Origin of the sequence: Lelliottia sp. WB101, from assembly GCF_003051885.1 — a bacterium.
GTDB lineage: Bacteria > Pseudomonadota > Gammaproteobacteria > Enterobacterales > Enterobacteriaceae > Enterobacter > Enterobacter nimipressuralis.
Map to the genome: position 1 here is coordinate 487,563 of NZ_CP028520.1, position 19,960 is coordinate 507,522.

A 19,960-nucleotide genomic window follows, 5' to 3' on the forward strand; every position below is an offset into this window, starting at 1 on the left:
AAAAACCCGGCTGCGCAAGCGCGCCGGGCAGCAAACTTACAACTTAATAAAGTTTTCGCGGTAATACGCCAGCTCAGCCACCGACTCACGAATATCGTCCATCGCCTGATGGGTGCCCTGCTTTTTGAAGCCATCCAGAATTTCCGGTTTCCAGCGACGCGCCAGCTCTTTCAGGGTGCTCACATCCAGATAACGGTAATGGAAATAGGCTTCAAGCTCCGGCATGTACTTAAACAGGAAGCGGCGATCCTGGCCGATGCTGTTACCGCAGATCGGTGATTTTCCGGCCGGCACCCACTGTTTCAGAAACTCAATGGTCGCCAGCTCCGCGTCGCGATCGCCCTGAGTGCTGGCTTTCACGCGCTCTACCAGTCCGCTGCCGGTATGGGTGCGCACGTTCCAGTCGTCCATCAGCGCCAGCTGTTCGTCAGACTGATGTACCGCAATGGTCGGGCCTTCCGCCAGAATGTTCAGGTTGGCATCGGTCACCAGCGTTGCGATCTCAATGATGCGATCGCGCTCGGGATCCAGACCGGTCATTTCAAGATCAATCCAAATCAGGTTGTTTTCATCCGCGCTCATGTTATTTTCCACCCTTCTCGCATAACCGGCAGTAGCAGGTTAACTAGTATTAATTAGTGTGTATCATAGAGGTTTTGCCCGATACGGGCGACCAGGAGTCAGCACGATTGAGTAAAAATAAACTCTCCAAAGGGCAACAGCGCCGTGTGAGTGCCAACCATCAGCGCCGTCTTAAGACCACTTCGGAGAAACCCGATTACGACGACAACCTGTTTGGCGAAACGACCGAAGGCATGGTGATCAGCCGTTTCGGCATGCACGCCGATGTGGAAGCCGCCGACGGTAGCGTCCACCGCTGCAACATTCGTCGCACCATCCGTTCACTGGTGACCGGTGACCGCGTGGTATGGCGTCCAGGCAAAGCGGCGTCCGAAGGTGTCAACGTAAAAGGGATCGTCGAAGCGGTTCATGAGCGCACGTCCGTTCTGACACGCCCCGACTTCTACGACGGCGTCAAACCGATCGCTGCTAACATCAATCAGATCGTGATTGTATCGGCGATCTTACCTGAGCTTTCGCTCAATATTATCGACCGCTATCTCGTGGCCTGCGAAACGCTGGACGTTGAGCCGCTGATCGTGCTCAACAAAATCGATCTGCTGGATGACGACGGTATGGCATTTGTGAACGAGCAAATGGACATCTACCGTAATATTGGCTATCGCGTGCTGATGGTCTCCAGCCACAAGAAAGATGGCCTGAAACCGCTTGAAGAGGCGCTCACCGACCGCATCAGCATCTTTGCGGGTCAGTCTGGCGTGGGGAAATCCAGCCTGTTAAACAATCTTCTGGGGCTGCAGGACGAGATCCTCACCAACGATGTGTCCGACAACTCCGGGCTGGGTCAGCACACCACCACGGCCTCGCGCCTGTACCACTTCCCACACGGCGGCGATGTCATTGACTCCCCAGGGGTGCGTGAATTTGGTTTGTGGCACCTTGAGCCGGAACAAATCTTCAATGGATTTGTCGAATTCCATGACTATTTAGGCGCTTGCAAATACCGCGACTGTAAACACGACAACGACCCTGGCTGCGCCATTCGTGAAGCGGTTGAAACCGGGAAAATTGCCGAAACCCGTTTCTACAACTATCACCGCATCCTCGAAAGCATGGACCAGGTAAAAACGCGTAAAAACTTTTCTGATTCTGATAACTGACAACTAAGCTAAGCGTCGCTAAAATCGTCCCCTTTTTTCAGGTTCCGGCGCTGTGAAGCCGGATCAGGAACGACAAAACAATGGCCTGGAGGCTACCTTGTTAAACTCATTCAAACTTTCGCTTCAATACATTCTGCCTAAACTATGGCTCACCCGCCTGGCGGGCTGGGGCGCGAGCAAACGAGCGGGCTGGCTGACAAAGCTGGTTATCGATCTGTTCGTTAAATACTACAAGGTCGACATGAAAGAGGCGCAGAAGCCGGACACCGCCAGCTACCGCACCTTCAACGATTTCTTTGTCCGCCCATTGCGTGATGACGTTCGTCCGCTGAATACCGACCCGAATGTGCTGGTGATGCCGGCAGACGGCGTAATAAGCCAGCTTGGCAAAATCGAAGAAGACAAAATCCTGCAGGCCAAAGGCCACGACTACAGCATGGAAGCCCTGCTGGCAGGTAACTACCTGATGGCAGACCTGTTCCGCAACGGCTCATTTGTCACCACCTACCTCTCGCCGCGCGACTATCACCGTGTACACATGCCGTGCAACGGTATCCTGCGTGAGATGATCTACGTGCCGGGCGATCTGTTCTCCGTGAACCATCTGACGGCGCAAAACGTCCCGAACCTGTTCGCCCGTAACGAGCGCGTCATCTGCCTGTTTGATACTGAATTTGGTCCAATGGCGCAGATTCTGGTGGGTGCGACCATTGTTGGCAGCATCGAAACCGTCTGGGCTGGCACCATCACGCCGCCACGCGAAGGTGTAATCAAACGCTGGACATGGCCGGCTGGCGAAAACGAAGGCTCGATTGCCCTGCTGAAAGGCCAGGAGATGGGTCGCTTCAAACTGGGTTCTACCGTGATCAACCTGTTCGCGCCGGGTAAAGTGAATCTGGTGGATTCTCTGCAAAGCCTGTCCGTGACTAAAATTGGTCAGCCGCTGGCTATCTCGACGGAAACCTTCGTGACACCAGAAGTCGAGCCAGCGCCACTGGCAGAAGAAGAGATTAAAGCCGAACACGACGCCAGTCCGCTGGTTGACGACAAGAACGACCAAGGCTAACCAAAGGGGTTACTGAAGTGCGCCCGATTATCATTTTTCTGATGGCCTGGTGCCTCAGTACAGGGGCGTACGCAGCGACAGCCCCTGATGCCAAACAGATCTCTCAGGAACTGGAGCAGGCAAAGGCGGCCAAACCCGCCCAGCCGGAAGCCGTTGAGCAGCTCCAGGCCGCGCTGAACGCGCTTGAGGAACGTAAAGGTTCCCTCGAGCGCGCAGAGCAATATCAGCAGGTTATCGATAACTTTCCCAAACTCTCCCAAACGCTCCGCTCGCAGCTGAATAATTTACGCGATGAGCCGCGTAACGTTCCCTCGGGCATGACGACGGACGCCCTGAATCAGGAAATCCTGCAGGTCAGCAGCCAGCTGCTGGAGAAAAGCCGTCAGGCGCAGCAGGAGCAAGAACGGGCGCGTGAAATCGCAGATTCGCTCAGCCAACTGCCCCAACAGCAAACCGATGCTCGCCGCCAGCTGAACGAAGTCGAGCGTCGTATCGGCACCCAGCCCGGTAATAATCCGCAAAATCTCAGCCTGCAGGCCGAATCAGCCAAACTGAAAGCCCTGGTCGATGAGCTTGAGCTGGCCCAGTTGTCTGCCAATAACCGTCAGGAACTGGCGCGAATGCGTTCCGAACTGGCGCAGAAACAGGGCCAGCAGCTCGATACCTATCTGCAAGCCCTGCGAAATCAGCTTAACAGCCAGCGTCAGCGCGAGGCAGAACGCGCGCTGGAGAGCACCGAACTGCTGGCAGAAAACAGCGAAAATCTCCCGGCGGGGATCGTGGCGCAGTTCAAGATTAACCGCGAGCTGTCCGCAGCCCTGAACCAGCAGGCCCAGCGTATGGATCTGGTGGCCTCGCAGCAGCGCCAGGCGACCAATCAGACGTTACAGGTGCGTCAGGCGCTGAACACCCTGCGCGAACAGTCCCAGTGGCTGGGTTCATCGAACCTGCTGGGCGAAGCCTTACGCGCTCAGGTAGCGCGTCTGCCGGAGATGCCTAAGCCGCAGCAGTTGGACACGGAAATGGCGCAGCTGCGCGTCCAGCGTTTGCGTTATGAAGATCTTCTCAACAAACAGTCTCAAGTCCGTCAGCAGCATCAGGCCGATGGCGAGCCGTTGACCAGCGAAGAGAACCGCATTCTCGACGCTCAGCTGCGCACTCAGCGCGAATTGCTGAACTCTCTGCTGCAGGGCGGCGACACGCTGATTCTGGAACTGACCAAGCTGAAAGTCTCCAACAGCCAGCTGGAAGACGCGCTGAAAGAGGTAAACGAAGCCACGCACCGCTATCTGTTCTGGACCTCGGACGTGCGGCCGATGAGCATCTCCTGGCCGATTGACCTCGTGCAAGACCTGCGCCGCCTGATTTCGCTGGATACTTTTGGTCAGCTGGGCAAAGCGGGCGTGATGATCCTCACCAGCAAAGAGACGATTTTCCCGCTGCTCGGCGCGCTGATTCTGGTTGGTTTTAGCATTTATTCGCGCAGGCACTTCACCCGTTTCCTGGAGCGTTCCAGCGCCCGGGTGGGGAAAGTGACGCAGGACCACTTCTGGCTCACGCTGCGCACCGTGTTTTGGTCGATTCTGGTGGCATCCCCGCTGCCGGTGCTGTGGATGACACTGGGCTATGGCCTGCGAGAAGCCTGGCCGTATCCGCTCGCCGTAGCGATTGGCGATGGCGTGACGGCCACGGTGCCGTTGCTGTGGGTGGTGATGATTTGCGCGACCTTTGCCCGTCCAAACGGGCTGTTTATCGCCCACTTCGCCTGGCCGCGCCAGCGCGTAACGCGGGCGATGCGCTATTACCTGATGAGTATCGGGCTTATCGTGCCGCTGATTATGGCGCTCATTATGTTCGATAATCTCAACGACCGTGAGTTTTCCGGCTCCCTCGGACGTCTGTGCTTTATGCTGATCTGCGGCGCGCTGGCGATGGTAACCCTGAGCCTGAAACGAGCCGGAATTCCGCTGTATGTCGACAAAACCGGCAGCGGCGAAAACATGGTGAACCGCATGCTGTGGAACCTGCTGCTCAGCGCTCCGCTGGTGGCGATTCTTGCCGCAGCAGTCGGGTATCTGGCAACCGCCCAGGCTCTGCTTGCCCGTCTGGAAACGTCGGTGGCGATCTGGTTCCTGCTGCTGGTCGTGTATCACATTATCCGCCGCTGGATGCTGATTCAGCGTCGCCGTCTGGCGTTTGACCGTGCCAAACATCGTCGCGCCGAAATCCTCGCCCAGCGTGCGCGTGGCGAAGACGATCCGCACAGCACCAGCAGCACTGAAGGCACAACGGAAGTGGACGAGGTTGAACTGGATCTGGATGCCATCAGTACTCAGTCCCTGCGCCTGGTGCGCTCCATCCTGATGCTCATCGCGCTGCTGTCGGTGATTGTACTGTGGTCCGAGATTCACTCGGCGTTTGGCTTCCTTGAGAACATCTCTCTGTGGGATGCCACATCTACGGTGCAGGGTGTCGAAAGCCTTGAGCCGATTACGCTGGGAGCGGTGTTGATTGCGATTCTGGTGCTGATCATTACCACCCAGCTGGTACGTAACTTTCCTGCTCTGCTGGAGCTGGCACTGTTACAGCATCTGGATCTCACCCCCGGCACCGGATATGCCATCACTACGATTACCAAATACCTGATTCTGCTGTTTGGCGGACTGGTTGGCTTCTCGATGATTGGGATTGAGTGGTCCAAGCTGCAATGGCTGGTCGCGGCACTGGGTGTCGGTCTGGGCTTTGGTTTGCAGGAGATCTTCGCTAACTTCATCTCCGGCCTGATCATCCTGTTCGAAAAACCCATCCGCATTGGCGATACCGTGACGATCCGCGATCTGACCGGGAGCATCACCAAGATCAACACCCGTGCGACTACCATTAGCGACTGGGATCGCAAAGAGATCATCGTGCCGAATAAGGCGTTTATCACCGAGCAGTTTATCAACTGGTCGCTGTCCGACTCCGTCACGCGTGTGGTGCTGACCGTTCCGGCGCCATCAGATGCTAACAGCGAAGAGGTGACGCAGATTCTGTACACCGCTGCCGAGCGCTGTTCGCTGGTGATCGATAACCCGGCACCGGAAGTGTTCCTGGTCGATTTGCAGCAGGGGATTCAGATTTTCGAACTGCGTATCTACGCCGCCGAGATGGGCCACCGTATGCCGCTGCGTCATGAAATCCACCAGCTGATACTGGCCGGGTTCCGCGAGCACGGTATTGATATGCCATTCCCACCGTTCCAGATGCGTCTGGAAACACTCGATGGGCGTAAAACGGGAAGAACGTTGACGTCTGCGGCGCGCAAGCGCCCGGCGGGAAGTTTGTAGGGTGAGTAGGGTCTGATGCACTCACCCGCCCTCTCCCTCAGGAGAAGGGCACACATAAAAAAACCCTCTCGAGAGAGGGTTTTTACTGCTTATCTAGGCGCGATCAACCGTAAACGCAATCACATCGCCTAATTGCTCGGCACCGAGCGCCAGCATCACCAGACGATCCACGCCCAATGCTACGCCGGAGCAGTCCGGCAGACCGGCTTTTAATGCTTCCAGCAGATGGGTATCAATCGGCTGCTGCGGCAGGCCGCGCGCGGTACGCTTGCGGTTATCCTGTTCGAAGCGCTGCTGCTGTTCGCGGGCATCGGTCAGCTCGTGGAAACCATTCGCCAGTTCCATGCCTTTGTAATAGACCTCAAAACGCTCGGCGACGCGGTGATCTTCGGTGCTGATTTGCGCCAGCGACGCCTGACTTGCCGGGAAGTGATAAACAAAGGTCGGGCGGTCTTTACCAATCTGCGGCTCTACGCCAAAGGTGAACAGCAGTTGCAGCAAGGTATCGCGATCTTCTTCTGTATCCGCGACGTTGCTCAGATCCAGCTTCGCCGCCACTTCACGCAGCTGCGTTTTGTCCGCGGACAGCGGATCGATTTCCAGATGACGCTGGAAAGCCTGCTGATAAGAGAGCGTCTCAGCACCGGCGCACTCCAGCACCTGTTGCAGCAGATCGTCCACTTCGTTCATCAGACGGTACATGTCGTAATGCGGGCGATACCACTCCAGCATGGTGAATTCTGGGTTGTGGTGACGCCCCATCTCTTCATTGCGGAAGCTGCGGCACAGCTGATACACCGGGCCACAGCCCGCCGCCAGCAGGCGCTTCATGTGATATTCCGGGCTGGTCATCAGGTACAGATTCATCCCCTGAGAGTGACCAGGACCGACAAAACGGGTTTCAAACGGGACCAGATGAATATCTGTTACCGTTGCCTGACTCATGCACGGCGTTTCCACCTCAAGTACACCACGGTCAGCAAAGAAGCGGCGAATTTCTGCCATAATTGCTGCACGTTTTAACAGGTTAGGGATGGTTGCGCTCGGCTGCCAGGTGGCCGTTTCGCTCATGGGAATTTTCTCCGGATTCAGACAAGGGCACGAAGTCTACTCGTTAGCGGGGAGAGAGACAAATTTTGCACAGTAAATTTTCTCGATTCAGCAATCCGCTAAATTCCGTGACGCAATCCATCAATTACGGTGATAAATCCCAGGACTTAACAGCAAAAAAATCGAACGCGTCAAATTTCCCCCACATCCATACGGTTATACTGTTTTACCCATAAAGGAGCAGTGGAAACGCATTCGCAACCGCCCTTGTGGCAAGTGAAACCTGTCAGGTCACACGTTGCGAAAAAACAAAAATCTGGAGGAATGTCGTGCAAACTTTTCAAGCCGATCTTGTCGTTATAGGTGCTGGCGGCGCAGGATTACGGGCTGCGATTGCTGCAGCCCAAGCGAATCCAACCGCTAAAATCGCACTGATTTCAAAAGTCTATCCGATGCGAAGCCACACGGTTGCCGCAGAAGGAGGGTCCGCCGCCGTAGCGCAGGATCATGACAGCTTCGAATACCATTTCCACGACACGGTTGCAGGGGGCGACTGGCTTTGCGAACAGGACGTCGTTGACTACTTTGTCCATCACTGCCCGACGGAAATGACCCAGCTGGAGCAGTGGGGCTGCCCGTGGAGTCGCCGTCCGGACGGTAGCGTTAACGTGCGCCGCTTCGGCGGAATGAAAATCGAACGCACCTGGTTTGCCGCCGATAAAACCGGCTTCCACATGCTTCACACCCTGTTCCAGACCTCCCTTCAGTTCCCTCAAATTCAACGCTTCGACGAACACTTCGTCCTCGACATTCTGGTTGACGACGGTCATGCCCGTGGCCTGGTGGCGATGAACATGATGGAAGGCACGCTGATTCAGATTCGCGCCAATGCGGTAGTGATGGCGACGGGCGGTGCAGGCCGCGTCTATCGTTATAACACCAACGGCGGGATCGTCACCGGTGATGGCATGGGCATGGCGCTTAGCCACGGCATTCCGCTGCGCGACATGGAGTTCGTGCAGTACCACCCAACCGGTTTACCGGGTTCCGGCATTCTGATGACGGAAGGCTGCCGTGGTGAAGGCGGTATTCTGGTCAACAAAGATGGCTATCGCTATCTGCAGGATTACGGCATGGGCCCGGAAACGCCGCTCGGTGAGCCGAAAAACAAATACATGGAACTCGGTCCGCGCGACAAAGTTTCTCAGGCGTTCTGGCACGAATGGCGCAAAGGTAACACCATCTCCACGCCGCGCGGCGATGTGGTCTATCTCGACCTGCGCCATCTGGGCGAGAAGAAATTGCTGGAGCGTCTGCCGTTCATCTGCGAACTGGCGAAAGCCTACGTTGGCGTCGACCCGGTGAAAGAACCGATTCCAGTGCGTCCAACGGCGCACTACACCATGGGCGGTATCGAAACCGATCAGCAGTGCGAAACACGCATCAAAGGGCTGTTTGCCGTCGGGGAGTGCTCTTCCGTCGGCCTGCACGGTGCCAACCGCCTCGGCTCTAACTCGCTGGCAGAACTGGTGGTGTTTGGTCGTATGGCGGGTGAGCGTGCGATGGAGCGTGCTACTACTGCCGGTGAAGCCAACAGCGCCGCGCTGGACGCGCAGGTGGTGGATGTCGAAAAACGCCTGAAAGCGCTGGTTAACCAGGAAGGGACGGAAAACTGGGCGAAAATCCGCGACGAAATGGGACTCTCCATGGAAGAAGGCTGCGGCATCTACCGTACGCCGGAGCTGATGCAGAAAACCGTCGATAAGCTGGCGGAACTGCAGGAGCGCTTCAAACGCGTGCGCATTACCGATACCTCCAGCGTGTTTAACACCGACCTGCTCTACACCATCGAGCTGGGCCACGGCCTGAACGTTGCCGAATGTATGGCGCACTCCGCCCTGGCGCGTAAAGAGTCGCGCGGCGCGCATCAGCGTCTGGACGAAGGCTGTACCGAACGCGACGACGTGAATTTCCTCAAGCATACCCTCGCTTATCGCGACGCGGACGGTACCACTCGTCTGGATTACAGCGACGTGAAAATTACCACGCTGCCACCAGCAAAACGCGTGTATGGGGCAGAAGCGGAAGCAGCCGATAAGAAGGAGAAGGCGAATGGCTGAGATGCAGACGTTGAAAATTGAAGTGGTGCGCTACAACCCGGAAGTGGACGTCGCACCGCACAGCGCGTTCTACGACGTGCCTTTTGATGAGCAGACCTCCCTGCTGGATGCGCTCGGGTACATCAAAGATAACCTGGCACCCGACCTCAGCTATCGCTGGTCCTGCCGCATGGCTATCTGCGGCTCCTGCGGCATGATGGTCAACAAAGTGCCAAAACTGGCCTGTAAAACCTTCCTGCGCGAGTACACCAAGGGCATGAAGGTTGAAGCGCTGGGTAACTTCCCGATTGAACGCGATCTGGTGGTCGATATGACCCACTTTATCGAAAGTCTGGAAGCGATTAAGCCGTACATCATTGGCAACCCGCGCACGCCGGATCAGGGTCCAAACACCCAAACCCCGGCGCAGATGGCGAAATACCATCAGTTCTCCGGCTGCATCAACTGCGGTCTGTGCTACGCCGCCTGCCCGCAGTTTGGCCTTAATCCGGAGTTTATCGGCCCGGCCGCCATCACGCTGGCACACCGTTATAACGAAGACAGCCGCGACCACGGGAAGAAAGAACGTATGGCGCAGCTGAACAGCCAGAACGGCGTGTGGAGTTGCACCTTTGTGGGCTATTGCTCGGAAGTGTGTCCGAAGCATGTCGACCCGGCCGCCGCTATTCAGCAGGGTAAAGTGGAAAGCTCGAAAGACTTTCTTATCGCCACCCTGAAACCACGCTAAGGAGTGCATGATGACGACTAAACGCAAAGCCTACGTGCGGCCAATGCCAGCCACCTGGTGGAAGAAACTGCCGTTTTATCGCTTCTATATGCTGCGTGAAGGCACGGCGGTTCCCGCGGTCTGGTTCAGCCTTGAACTGATGTACGGCCTTTTTGCGCTGAAGCACGGCCCGGAAACCTGGGCCAGTTTTGTGGGCTTCCTGCAAAACCCGATCGTGGTGATCCTGAACCTGATCGTGCTCGCCGCCGCGCTGCTGCATACGAAAACCTGGTTTGAGCTGGCGCCGAAAGCAGCAAACATCATCGTGAAAGGCGAGAAAATGGGACCGGAGCCTGTCATTAAAGGGCTTTGGGCGGTGACTGCAGTGGTGACTGTGGTCGTTCTGTTTGTGGCACTGTTCTGGTAAGGAGGCCTGAGTGATTAATCCCAATCCAAAACGCTCTGACGAGCCGGTATTCTGGGGCCTGTTCGGTGCAGGCGGCATGTGGAGCGCCATCGTCGCCCCGGTCATCATCCTGCTGGTAGCAATCTTGCTGCCGCTGGGGCTGTTCCCAGGCGATGCAATGGGCTACGACCGCGTGTTTGCGTTCGCCAGCAGCTTTATTGGCCGCGTGTTTATCTTCCTGATGATTGTTCTGCCGCTCTGGCTGGGGCTGCATCGCATCCACCACGCCATGCATGACCTGAAAATCCACGTGCCTAACGGCAAGTGGGTGTTCTACGGTCTGGCAACCATTCTGACGGTTGTCACCCTGGTTGCTATCGTCACAATTTGATATTGTGCGTCTTCATCCGGCCCGCCCTTCCGGCGGGCTTTTTTTATGGAAGATGCTCAGATGAAAAAATCACTTTGCTGTGCGTTACTGCTCAGCGCGTCATTCTCAACGCTCGCGGCACCCGTGACAGACAAACAGCTGGCCGACATCGTTAACCGCACCATTGCCCCGCTCATGCAGGAGCAGGCTATCCCAGGGATGGCGGTCGCGGTGATTTACCAGGGCAAACCTCACTTCTTCACCTGGGGTAAAGCCGATATAGAAGCTAACCGCCCCGTCACTCAGCAAACCTTGTTTGAACTGGGTTCCGTGAGCAAAACCTTCACCGGTGTGCTGGGCGGCGATGCCATCGCGCGCGACGAAATTCGCCTGAGCGATCCTGTGACAAAATACTGGCCTGAGTTGACGGGTAAGCAGTGGCAGCACATTAACCTGCTTCATCTGGCGACCTACACGGCGGGTGGTTTGCCGTTGCAGGTGCCTGATGAAGTAACCGATCGGGCTTCCTTGCTGACGTTTTATCAAAACTGGCAGCCACAGTGGGCGCCCGGCGAAAAGCGTCTTTACGCTAACGCCAGCATTGGCCTGTTTGGTTCGCTTGCAGTCAAACCCTCTGGTATGAGCTTTGAACAGGCCATGACCACGCGCGTACTCCAGCCGCTGAAACTTAATCACACCTGGCTGACCGTACCCGAGAGCGAACAGCAGCATTACGCCTGGGGCTATCGCGACGGCAAAGCGGTTCATGTTTCGCCGGGCCAGTTGGATGCAGAAGCCTACGGCGTTAAAACCACGATTGAGGATATGGCGAGCTGGGTGCAGGCCAACATGAATCCGACAACCGTAAGCGATCAAAAACTGCAGCAGGGCATTACGCTTGCTCAATCGCGCTACTGGCAGATCGGTGAGATGTATCAGGGCTTAGGCTGGGAAATGCTGAACTGGCCAGTGAAGGCGAAAACGGTGGTGACCGGCAGCGATAATAAAGTGGCGCTGGCGCCGGCCACTGCGGTGGAAATTAATCCCCCTGCGCCTGCCGTGAAAGCATCATGGGTACATAAAACCGGATCCACCGGCGGCTTTGGTAGCTACGTGGCCTTTATTCCGCAAAAAGATCTCGGCATCGTGATGCTGGCGAATAAAAGCTATCCCAACCCGGCTCGTGTAGATGCCGCGTTCCGTATTCTGGACGCGCTCCAGTAACCTTTTGTCCCGCATTTTCCTTGCTGTCATCTACACTTAACAAAAAAACAGCAAGGAAACTTCTATGCGCATTTTGCCTGTTATCGCCGCGGTGACAGCCGCGTTTTTAGTTGTGGCCTGTAGTTCCCCTACCCCGCCGAATGGCGTCACCGTAGTGAATAACTTTGATGCACAGCGTTATCTCGGTACCTGGTATGAAATCGCCCGTCTCGATCACCGCTTTGAGCGCGGGCTACAGCGCGTCACCGCAACCTACAGCACCATGGATGACGGTGGCATTCAGGTCATTAATAAGGGATATAATCCAGAGCGTGGAATGTGGCAGCAGACGATCGGCAAAGCCTACTTTACCGGCGACCCGAGCAGAGCCGCGCTGAAAGTGTCGTTCTTTGGCCCGTTCTACGGCGGCTATAACGTGATTGCGCTGGACCGGGAATATCGCCATGCGCTGGTCTGCGGGCCGGATCGCGACTATCTGTGGATACTCTCACGCACACCGACTATTTCTGACGAAATGAAAAAGCAAATGCTCGATGTCGCGACCCGACAAGGGTTTGATGTGTCGAAATTAATCTGGGTTGAACAGCCGCATTAATGGGTGCTGAGTTTCAACCCAATAATCCCCGCGACGATTAACGCGAGGCTGGCGATTCGCGCCGGACTCGCGGATTCCCCCAGCAGCAGAATGCCGGTAATTGCCGCACCGACTGCGCCAATCCCCGTCCACACGGCATAGGCTGTCCCCACGGGCAGCGTGCGCATCGCCCAGGAGAGCAGTGCAATACTGACAATCATCGCGGTGACGGTAATGATGCTGGGCGTGAGGCGTGTAAAACCGTGGGTGTATTTCAGGCCAATAGCCCACACCACTTCCAGCAAACCGGCGATCAAAAGAATTATCCAGGACATATCAGGCTCCTTAACTTAAATAACAGTCTGGGGCCGTCCCCGGTGAGAGAAGCGCTTGCAGGTCGTCCCGCAAGGCTGAGTTGAGAGGCCTATTCTGCGCAAGATGTGATTTTTTTTCAATCTGTTTGCTGAATGTAAGTAAAAGCCTGAAATAGCCTCAGTATGCAACGGAGTTCCATCATTTATCACTCATCGGACTTCCCTATGATGGTGTGCTTTCTGATGGCAGAAAGCCGAACCCGTTGCCTGATGCGAAAAAAAACATGTTTAAAATTCTCTTGATTGACCGTTGTCACTTCACCCGCTCAGGGTTTGCAGCATGGCTCAATCATTCAGGTCTGTTCCCAGGCTCTTTTATGGTCACCGGCGTTAACAACCTGTTCCTTGCCAGGGAGCATATCCTGCAATGGAACCCAACGCTGATTATTGCTGACTTAAATAGTTTTACTCAGGATATGGGTGATATCCAGCAACTCTCCTCGCTGCTCATTGCCAGCGAGACGCGGCCTTTTATTTTGCTGCAATCCAGCGAAAAAACGGACATGTCGCAATATATAAAACAGTTCCCGCTGTGGGCCTCACTGTGTAAAAACACACCGCTCTACACGCTGGCGACGGTGATTAATGACGCCCTGAGTTCCTGTGCCAGCTATGAGATACCGCAAATTGCGACGCCGCTCCTGACACGACAGGAAGAGAAAGTATTAGCACTGTGGATGGAAGGCGCGAGCAATCAGAAAATTGCCGGTAAGCTGAGTATTAACAGTAAGACGGTCTACACCTACAAACGGAACATCCGTATGAAGCTGCATATGGATACGCGGTTTTCACCGTTTTTGACACTTCAGGACGTTGCAAGCTGACGGTACGGTGGCAGTTCCGTACCGTCCGTTAACACCGCTATTAATTCTGTGCTTTCGTTGCTGCACCAGAAATAGCGTTACCGCCGCTTTGGATATCTTCACCCACGCCACGCGTGGTGTTGCATGCGGTTAATACTGAGGAAAGCACCAGTACAGAAAAGATCGCTGCAATTGTTTTCTTAACCATAATATATCTTCCTTTTATAGCCAATGTTATTTGTGTATAGCCACTTAAGGATAGACAAAATCCCGCCGGTCGACGGAAAAGGACGTATTTTTTCGGAGTTTTAGAAGTGATTAGCTGGCCGCGTGGGAAATAACATGGCCCAGATCTTTAATATCCTCGCCGACACCACGTGCGGTGTTGCACCCGGAAAGGATCGCGCTGGAGAGCACCAGCATCAGCAGAATTTTAACGGTACGTTTCATCATCCCTGCCTGAATCAATCAGGCGCAGCAGACGCTGCGCCTCAATCATTTACATGAATTACTTCACGCGGGATACGTATTCGCCAGAGCGAGTATCCACTTTGATCACTTCGCCAATCTGAACGAACAGTGGAACTTTAACCACTGCGCCAGTGGACAGCGTTGCTGGCTTGCCGCCAGTCCCTGCGGTATCACCTTTCAGGCCTGGATCGGTTTCAATGATTTCCAGCTCAACGAAGTTAGGCGGAGTCACGCTGATAGGCTGACCGTTCCACAGGGTCACGATGCATTCAGCCTGATCCAGCAGCCATTTCGCGTTGTCACCAACGGCTTTCTCATCAGCAGCCAACTGCTCGAAAGTTTCGTTGTTCATGAAGTGATAGAACTCGCCGTCGTTGTACAGGAAGGTCAGGTTCATATCGACCACGTCAGCGCCTTCAGCGGAGTCGGTGGATTTGAAGGTTTTCTCAACACGGGTACCGGTCAGCAGGCGACGCAGCTTAACGCGCGCAAATGCCTGGCCTTTACCTGGTTTAACGAATTCGCTGGCTTCAACCGCATACGGTTCGCCGTCCATCATGATTTTAAGACCAGCACGAAAATCGTTGCTATAGTAAGTCGCCATAAGGCCCTCTGAAAATTGTTAACTGGTAGCTAAGCCACAAAATGGCGCATATTGTAACCCTAAATACCCCGTCCAGAGAAGATTGGTTATCGCAACTTGCCGATGTAATCACCAGTCCTGATGAACTGCTGCGTCTATTGAATATAGACACGGATGAAAATTTGCTCGCCGGTCGTGAAGCAAAACGCCTCTTTGCCCTGCGCGTGCCGCGTGCGTTTGTCGCGCGTATGGAGAAAGGCAATCCCGACGATCCGCTTCTGAAACAGGTACTTACCTCGCAGGATGAGTTCGTGACAGCACCGGGCTATAGCACCGATCCGCTGGAAGAACAGAACAGCGTGGTGCCGGGCCTGCTGCATAAATACCTCAACCGCGCGCTGCTGCTGGTGAAAGGTGGCTGTGCGGTAAATTGTCGCTATTGCTTCCGTCGCCACTTCCCGTATGCCGAAAATCAGGGCAATAAACGCAACTGGCAGGTGGCACTGGACTATATTGCCGCCCATCCGGAGCTGGATGAGATCATCTTTTCCGGTGGCGATCCGCTGATGGCGAAGGATCATGAGCTGGACTGGCTGCTCACGCAACTCGAAGCGATCCCGCACATCAAACGTTTACGCATTCACAGTCGTCTGCCGATTGTGATCCCCGCGCGCATCACAGATACCCTGGTTTCGCGCTTCGAACAGTCGCGACTGCAAATCCTGCTGGTGAATCACATTAACCACGCCAACGAGATCGATGACGCATTTCGTTCGGCGATGGTTCGTCTGCGCCAGGCTGGCGTGACCTTGCTAAACCAGAGCGTGATGTTGCGCGGCGTGAATGATAACGCACGTGCGCTCGCCGATCTGAGCAATGCGCTGTTTGATGCGTCGGTTATGCCCTATTACCTGCATGTGCTGGACCGCGTTCAGGGTGCGGCGCATTTCATGGTGAGCGATGAGGAAGCCCGGCAGATTATGCGGGAGCTGCTGACGCTGGTATCAGGCTATATGGTGCCGAAACTGGCGCGAGAAATTGGTGGTGAGCCGAGCAAAACGCCGCTGGATTTGCAGCTACGTCAGTCGTAAAAAGCGGATGGTGTAGGGTCAAAACAAAACGGCAACCGGTGTTGCCGTTTTTTTGTTTGTAGCCTCTGCGATAAACAGAGGATTCAGGTGAGGACATTAGCCCGCACGTGACTCAGTTCGGGCACTTATAGACCTGGCCGTTCATGGAACTTGCCGTCGGGACAAAGCTCGACAGAATGCCTTGCGATGGGCTGCTCACACCGTAAATGACGTTGCCACCCATTGCCGCCGCCTGGTTACGCAGCGCATTCGCGGCACCACGCATTGAACCGCCTTCGTCACCGTGCTGACCCGACATCCAGTTACTCTGCTCACCGGTTGCCGAACCTAACAGCTGGCACTCGCTGCCCGGCTTATCTTCCACAAAGCGAACGCCCTGACCCGCCGAGGAGAGCTCATTACTGGAGCTACAACCTGCCAGCAGCAACGCTGCCCCTACGATCCCTGCACAGACTTTAACGCGCATGTTATTCCCCGTTTGCAATAAGCTGGACAAGAGTTGTCCGTGTGTAAACCTTATACTAAAAAGATGAACAAAAGAAAAACCCCCAGACATTTCTGCCTGGGGGTTTTTCAATTCTGGGAGGGTTACGCCCAACGCATTCTGGTTACAGAACGATGCCGGGCGTAGGGCAATTACATCATGCCGCCCATTCCACCCATACCGCCCATGCCGCCTGCGCCTAAGTCAGGAGCATCGCCTTTAGGCAGGTCGGTCACCATGCATTCGGTGGTGATCATCAGACCCGCTACAGAGGCCGCGTACTGCAGAGCAGAACGGGTAACTTTAGTTGGGTCCAGGATACCGAAGTCGATCATGTTGCCGTATTCTTCAGTTGCTGCGTTGTAACCGTAGTTACCTTCGCCTGCTTTCACGTTGTTCGCCACAACAGACGGCTCTTCACCGGCGTTGGACACGATCTGACGCAGTGGAGCTTCCATTGCGCGCAGCGCAACTTTGATACCCACGTTCTGATCTTCGTTCTGAGCAGTCAGGCCAGCCAGTTTAGCGGCAACGCGAACCAGCGCAACACCACCACCGGCAACCACGCCTTCTTCTACCGCAGCACGGGTTGCGTGCAGGGCGTCATCAACGCGCGCTTTCTTCTCTTTCATTTCAACTTCGGTAGCAGCACCGACTTTGATTACTGCAACGCCGCCTGCCAGTTTCGCTACGCGCTCCTGCAGTTTTTCGCGGTCGTAGTCAGAGGTCGCTTCTTCGATCTGCTTACGGATCTGAGTAACACGGCCCTGGATTGCGCCTTCGTCACCCACGCCATCGATGATGGTGGTGGTGTCTTTGTTGATCACAACGCGTTTCGCCTGACCCAAGTCTTCCAGAGTCGCTTTTTCCAGTTCCATACCGATTTCTTCAGAAATCACGGTACCGCCGGTCAGCGTTGCGATGTCCTGCAGCATTGCTTTACGACGATCGCCGAAGCCAGGTGCTTTAACCGCAGCGACTTTCACGATGCCACGCATGGTGTTAACCACAAGCGTTGCCAGTGCTTCGCCTTCAACATCTTCAGCGATGATAACCAATGGTTTACCGGCTTTCGCAACGGCTTCCAGTACTGGCAGCATTTCACGGATGTTGGAGATTTTTTTGTCAGCCAGCAGGATGAATGGGCTTTCGAGTTCAACAGCGCCGGTTTCTGGCTTGTTGATGAAGTATGGGGACAGGTAGCCGCGGTCGAACTGCATACCTTCTACTACGTCCAGTTCGTCTTCCAGACCGGTACCGTCTTCAACGGTGATCACGCCTTCTTTACCGACTTTGTCCATCGCTTCAGCGATCAGTTTACCTACGGTTTCGTCGGAGTTAGCGGAGATAGTACCAACCTGCGCAATCGCTTTAGAGTCGGAGCATGGTACGGACAGGGCTTTCAGCTCTTCAACAGCGGCGATAACCGCTTTGTCGATACCGCGCTTCAGGTCCATTGGGTTCATGCCCGCAGCAACAGCTTTCAGGCCTTCAGCGATGATCGCCTGAGCCAGCACGGTCGCGGTGGTGGTACCGTCGCCTGCAGCGTCGTTCGCTTTAGAGGCAACTTCTTTCACCATCTGCGCGCCCATGTTTTCGAATTTGTCTTCCAGTTCGATTTCACGTGCAACGGAAACGCCATCTTTAGTGATGGTTGGTGCGCCGAAGGATTTATCCAGCACTACGTTACGGCCTTTCGGGCCCAGGGTCACTTTAACTGCATCTGCCAGTACGTTTACGCCGCGCAGCATTTTCACACGAGCGTCGTTACCGAATTTTACGTCTTTAGCTGCCATGTTCTTATTTCCTCAAATTCGTTCAGTATCGTTTCGCGGATTACGCTTCAACAATTGCCAGGATGTCGCTTTCGGACATGATCAACACTTCTTCATTGTCGATCTTCTCGGATTTCACGCCGTAGCCATCGTTGAAAATCACGATGTCGCCAACTTTAACGTCCAGCGGTTGCACTGTACCGTTTTCCAGGATGCGGCCCTTACCGACAGCGATGATTTCGCCACGAGTTGATTTGGCTGCTGCAGAACCGGTCAATACGATGCCGCCTGCAGATTTGGTTTCAACTTCTTTACGCTTGACGATCACACGATCATGTAACGGACGAATACTCATTGATAGCTCTCCTTCGAGAAAGTCATTATCAGTTATGGAAGACGCCGGGCCGTAAAAGGTTTACCGACTGGTGCCCTGAGAGATGGGGGTCGGATTTTGCCCCTTCAAGGGGCAGTCGAAAAAAAATTTGTGAAAGTGTTACCATCGCCTCTCTTTTGATGGTGGCAGGACGAAGTGAATGAGTGGACTCAAACAGGAGCTGGGGCTGGCGCAGGGCGTTGGTTTGCTCTCCACCTCCTTGTTAGGTACCGGCGTTTTTGCCGTGCCCGCACTGGCGGCTCTGGTGGCGGGAAATAACAGTCTGTGGGCGTGGCCGGTGCTGATCGTGCTGGTTTTTCCGATTGCGATTGTCTTTGCGACGCTCGGCCGCCATTTCCCCAGCGCCGGTGGCGTGGCGCATTTTGTCGGCATGGCGTTTGGCCCACGGCTGGAGCGCGTCACCGGCTGGCTTTTCCTGTCGGTCATCCCTGTAGGGCTTCCTGCTGCTCTGCACATCGCCACCGGTTTTGGTCAGGCGCTGTTTGGCTGGCATGACGAACAGCTGCTGCTGGCGGAGCTGGGGACACTGTCGATCGTCTGGTGGGTCGGGTCTCGCGGTGCCAGTTCCAGCGCCAATCTGCAAACGTTGGTCGCCGTGCTGATCGTCGCGTTGATTGCGGCGATCTGGTGGGCGGGCGATATCCAGGTGAGCGCGATTCCATTCCCGGCGATCGCAGATGTCGAGCACACACAACTTTTCGCCGCGCTTGCGGTGATGTTCTGGTGTTTTGTCGGGCTGGAGGCGTTCGCGCATCTGGCGTCAGAGTTTAAACAGCCGGAGCGTGATTTCCCGCGCGCGCTGATGATTGGCCTGCTGCTGGCGGGCACGGTTTACTGGGCCTGTACGGTGCTGGTACTGCATTTCAATGCGTATAGCGCCGACATGGCCGCAGCCGCTTCGCTGCCAGGGATCGTGGTGCAACTCTTTGGCGTCAAAGCCCTGTGGATTGCCTGCGTGATTGGTTATCTCGCCTGCTTCGCTAGCCTCAATATCTATATTCAGAGCTTCGCCCGCCTGGTGTGGTCCCAGGCGCAGTATAAGCCGGACTGCCATCTGTCGCGCCTGTCAAAGCGCCAGTTACCCCTGAACGCGTTAAACGCGGTGCTGGGCTGTTGCGTGCTGAGCACCCTGTGTATTTATGGGCTGAATATCAATCTCGATGCGCTGATCGTCTATGCGAACGGCATTTTCATCATCATTTATCTGCTGTGCATGCTGGCAGGATGCCGGTTACTGAAGGGACGATTTAAAGTGTTGGCGGTAGTCGGCGGCGTGTTGTGTTTGCTGCTGCTGGTGATGGTTGGCTGGAAGAGTGTGTACGCTTTGGTGATGCTGGCGGGGCTGTGGATGTTCTTACCGAAACGAAGCGTGCTTTAAACGCCGGATAGCGCTGCGCT

Annotated in this window: 21 protein-coding genes; 12 read left to right on the forward strand and 9 right to left on the reverse strand. The window is 55.3% G+C overall.

Annotated elements, in window-relative coordinates:
• Positions 1 to 36 precede the first annotated feature (36 nt).
• Positions 37 to 582: an oligoribonuclease gene (gene orn, locus DAI21_RS02260; protein WP_100777902.1), complete on the reverse strand. Its 546-nt coding sequence runs from the start codon at positions 580 to 582 to the stop codon at positions 37 to 39.
• Between the two features lie 107 nt (positions 583 to 689).
• Here orn and rsgA point away from each other — a divergent pair, with 107 nt between their 5' ends.
• The 3 genes from rsgA (at position 690) to mscM (ending at position 6,137) form a co-directional block, all read left to right on the forward strand.
• Positions 690 to 1,742: a small ribosomal subunit biogenesis GTPase RsgA gene (gene rsgA / locus DAI21_RS02265; protein WP_107702401.1), complete on the forward strand. Its 1,053-nt coding sequence runs from the start codon at positions 690 to 692 to the stop codon at positions 1,740 to 1,742.
• 97 nt (positions 1,743 to 1,839) lie between these two features.
• Positions 1,840 to 2,808, forward strand: a complete 969-nt coding sequence (gene asd, locus DAI21_RS02270; RefSeq protein WP_102104431.1) for an archaetidylserine decarboxylase — start codon at positions 1,840 to 1,842, stop codon at positions 2,806 to 2,808.
• 17 nt (positions 2,809 to 2,825) lie between these two features.
• Positions 2,826 to 6,137 (forward strand): miniconductance mechanosensitive channel MscM, encoded by a 3,312-nt coding sequence (gene mscM / locus DAI21_RS02275; protein ID WP_107702402.1) that lies wholly within the window; start codon positions 2,826 to 2,828, stop codon positions 6,135 to 6,137.
• A gap of 93 nt (positions 6,138 to 6,230) precedes the next feature.
• Here mscM and epmA read toward each other — a convergent pair whose 3' ends face one another.
• Entirely contained in the window at positions 6,231 to 7,208 is a 978-nt protein-coding gene (epmA, locus tag DAI21_RS02280) for an elongation factor P--(R)-beta-lysine ligase (protein WP_100777906.1), read from the reverse strand.
• A 308-nt stretch (positions 7,209 to 7,516) separates the two neighbouring features.
• Between epmA and frdA the strand changes: the two genes are divergently transcribed.
• From frdA to DAI21_RS02310, 6 genes are all read left to right on the forward strand, one after another.
• The gene (gene frdA / locus DAI21_RS02285) at positions 7,517 to 9,307 is read left to right on the forward strand and encodes a fumarate reductase (quinol) flavoprotein subunit (protein WP_107702403.1); all 1,791 of its coding nucleotides are present in this window, start codon (positions 7,517 to 7,519) and stop codon (positions 9,305 to 9,307) included.
• On the forward strand, positions 9,300 to 10,034 hold the full coding sequence (locus DAI21_RS02290; RefSeq protein ID WP_100777908.1) for a succinate dehydrogenase/fumarate reductase iron-sulfur subunit: 735 nt from the start codon (positions 9,300 to 9,302) through the stop codon (positions 10,032 to 10,034). Before frdA ends, DAI21_RS02290 begins: the two co-directional genes overlap by 8 nt.
• 10 nt (positions 10,035 to 10,044) lie before the next feature.
• Positions 10,045 to 10,440 (forward strand): fumarate reductase subunit FrdC, encoded by a 396-nt coding sequence (gene frdC / locus DAI21_RS02295; protein WP_100777909.1) that lies wholly within the window; start codon positions 10,045 to 10,047, stop codon positions 10,438 to 10,440.
• Between the two features lie 10 nt (positions 10,441 to 10,450).
• Positions 10,451 to 10,810, forward strand: a complete 360-nt coding sequence (gene frdD / locus DAI21_RS02300; RefSeq protein ID WP_107702404.1) for a fumarate reductase subunit FrdD — start codon at positions 10,451 to 10,453, stop codon at positions 10,808 to 10,810.
• 60 nt (positions 10,811 to 10,870) lie between these two features.
• A complete protein-coding gene (gene ampC / locus DAI21_RS02305; RefSeq protein ID WP_107702405.1) occupies positions 10,871 to 12,013 on the forward strand; it encodes a CMY2/MIR/ACT/EC family class C beta-lactamase in 1,143 nt (380 codons plus the stop codon).
• A 64-nt stretch (positions 12,014 to 12,077) separates the two neighbouring features.
• The gene (locus DAI21_RS02310) at positions 12,078 to 12,608 is read left to right on the forward strand and encodes a lipocalin family protein (RefSeq protein WP_100777911.1); all 531 of its coding nucleotides are present in this window, start codon (positions 12,078 to 12,080) and stop codon (positions 12,606 to 12,608) included.
• Here DAI21_RS02310 and sugE read toward each other — a convergent pair.
• Positions 12,605 to 12,922: a quaternary ammonium compound efflux SMR transporter SugE gene (gene sugE / locus DAI21_RS02315; RefSeq protein WP_100777912.1), complete on the reverse strand. Its 318-nt coding sequence runs from the start codon at positions 12,920 to 12,922 to the stop codon at positions 12,605 to 12,607. The genes DAI21_RS02310 and sugE overlap by 4 nt on opposite strands.
• A 263-nt stretch (positions 12,923 to 13,185) precedes the next feature.
• On the opposite strand from sugE, the gene DAI21_RS02320 reads away from it, so the two are divergent.
• Positions 13,186 to 13,785, forward strand: coding sequence for a LuxR C-terminal-related transcriptional regulator (locus DAI21_RS02320; protein ID WP_100780775.1), 600 nt, complete (start codon positions 13,186 to 13,188; stop codon positions 13,783 to 13,785).
• Between the two features lie 40 nt (positions 13,786 to 13,825).
• On the opposite strand, the gene ecnB is transcribed toward DAI21_RS02320, so the two are convergent.
• The 3 genes from ecnB to efp form a co-directional block, all read right to left on the reverse strand.
• The gene (gene ecnB, locus DAI21_RS02325; protein WP_100777913.1) at positions 13,826 to 13,972 is read right to left on the reverse strand and encodes a lipoprotein toxin entericidin B; all 147 of its coding nucleotides are present in this window, start codon (positions 13,970 to 13,972) and stop codon (positions 13,826 to 13,828) included.
• Between the two features lie 110 nt (positions 13,973 to 14,082).
• Positions 14,083 to 14,214 carry an entericidin A/B family lipoprotein gene (locus DAI21_RS02330; RefSeq protein ID WP_100777914.1) on the reverse strand — a complete coding sequence of 44 codons (132 nt, stop codon included), beginning with the start codon at positions 14,212 to 14,214 and terminating at the stop codon, positions 14,083 to 14,085.
• A 58-nt stretch (positions 14,215 to 14,272) separates the two neighbouring features.
• Positions 14,273 to 14,839: an elongation factor P gene (gene efp / locus DAI21_RS02335; protein WP_095280459.1), complete on the reverse strand. Its 567-nt coding sequence runs from the start codon at positions 14,837 to 14,839 to the stop codon at positions 14,273 to 14,275.
• 41 nt (positions 14,840 to 14,880) lie between these two features.
• Here efp and epmB point away from each other — a divergent pair, with 41 nt between their 5' ends.
• The gene (epmB, locus tag DAI21_RS02340; protein ID WP_107702406.1) at positions 14,881 to 15,909 is read left to right on the forward strand and encodes an EF-P beta-lysylation protein EpmB; all 1,029 of its coding nucleotides are present in this window, start codon (positions 14,881 to 14,883) and stop codon (positions 15,907 to 15,909) included.
• Between the two features lie 112 nt (positions 15,910 to 16,021).
• Here the strand turns inward: epmB and DAI21_RS02345 are convergent, their stop codons facing one another.
• The 3 genes from DAI21_RS02345 to DAI21_RS02355 form a co-directional block, all read right to left on the reverse strand.
• Positions 16,022 to 16,375, reverse strand: a complete 354-nt coding sequence (locus DAI21_RS02345; protein WP_100777916.1) for a DUF4156 domain-containing protein — start codon at positions 16,373 to 16,375, stop codon at positions 16,022 to 16,024.
• Positions 16,376 to 16,545: 170 nt separating this feature from the next.
• A complete protein-coding gene (gene groL, locus DAI21_RS02350; protein ID WP_100777917.1) occupies positions 16,546 to 18,189 on the reverse strand; it encodes a chaperonin GroEL in 1,644 nt (547 codons plus the stop codon).
• Between the two features lie 40 nt (positions 18,190 to 18,229).
• Positions 18,230 to 18,523, reverse strand: a complete 294-nt coding sequence (locus DAI21_RS02355) for a co-chaperone GroES (RefSeq protein ID WP_003855929.1) — start codon at positions 18,521 to 18,523, stop codon at positions 18,230 to 18,232.
• Positions 18,524 to 18,701: 178 nt separating this feature from the next.
• Between DAI21_RS02355 and yjeH the strand changes: the two genes are divergently transcribed.
• Positions 18,702 to 19,940 (forward strand): L-methionine/branched-chain amino acid transporter, encoded by a 1,239-nt coding sequence (yjeH, locus tag DAI21_RS02360; RefSeq protein WP_107702407.1) that lies wholly within the window; start codon positions 18,702 to 18,704, stop codon positions 19,938 to 19,940.
• Positions 19,941 to 19,960 lie beyond the last annotated feature (20 nt).

Bases quoted from the DNA above. Each gene is read 5' to 3' on its own strand.
- orn (WP_100777902.1), bottom strand. From the start codon at position 582: ATGAGCGCGGATGAAAACAACCTGATTTGGATTGATCTTGAAATGACC.
- epmA (WP_100777906.1), bottom strand. From the start codon at position 7,208: ATGAGCGAAACGGCCACCTGGCAGCCGAGCGCAACCATCCCTAACCTG.
- DAI21_RS02290 (WP_100777908.1), top strand. From the start codon at position 9,300: ATGGCTGAGATGCAGACGTTGAAAATTGAAGTGGTGCGCTACAACCCG.
- frdC (WP_100777909.1), top strand. From the start codon at position 10,045: ATGACGACTAAACGCAAAGCCTACGTGCGGCCAATGCCAGCCACCTGG.
- ampC (WP_107702405.1), top strand. From the start codon at position 10,871: ATGAAAAAATCACTTTGCTGTGCGTTACTGCTCAGCGCGTCATTCTCA.
- DAI21_RS02310 (WP_100777911.1), top strand. From the start codon at position 12,078: ATGCGCATTTTGCCTGTTATCGCCGCGGTGACAGCCGCGTTTTTAGTT.
- sugE (WP_100777912.1), bottom strand. From the start codon at position 12,922: ATGTCCTGGATAATTCTTTTGATCGCCGGTTTGCTGGAAGTGGTGTGG.
- DAI21_RS02320 (WP_100780775.1), top strand. From the start codon at position 13,186: ATGTTTAAAATTCTCTTGATTGACCGTTGTCACTTCACCCGCTCAGGG.
- ecnB (WP_100777913.1), bottom strand. From the start codon at position 13,972: ATGGTTAAGAAAACAATTGCAGCGATCTTTTCTGTACTGGTGCTTTCC.
- DAI21_RS02330 (WP_100777914.1), bottom strand. From the start codon at position 14,214: ATGAAACGTACCGTTAAAATTCTGCTGATGCTGGTGCTCTCCAGCGCG.
- efp (WP_095280459.1), bottom strand. From the start codon at position 14,839: ATGGCGACTTACTATAGCAACGATTTTCGTGCTGGTCTTAAAATCATG.
- epmB (WP_107702406.1), top strand. From the start codon at position 14,881: ATGGCGCATATTGTAACCCTAAATACCCCGTCCAGAGAAGATTGGTTA.
- DAI21_RS02345 (WP_100777916.1), bottom strand. From the start codon at position 16,375: ATGCGCGTTAAAGTCTGTGCAGGGATCGTAGGGGCAGCGTTGCTGCTG.
- groL (WP_100777917.1), bottom strand. From the start codon at position 18,189: ATGGCAGCTAAAGACGTAAAATTCGGTAACGACGCTCGTGTGAAAATG.
- DAI21_RS02355 (WP_003855929.1), bottom strand. From the start codon at position 18,523: ATGAGTATTCGTCCGTTACATGATCGTGTGATCGTCAAGCGTAAAGAA.
- yjeH (WP_107702407.1), top strand. From the start codon at position 18,702: ATGAGTGGACTCAAACAGGAGCTGGGGCTGGCGCAGGGCGTTGGTTTG.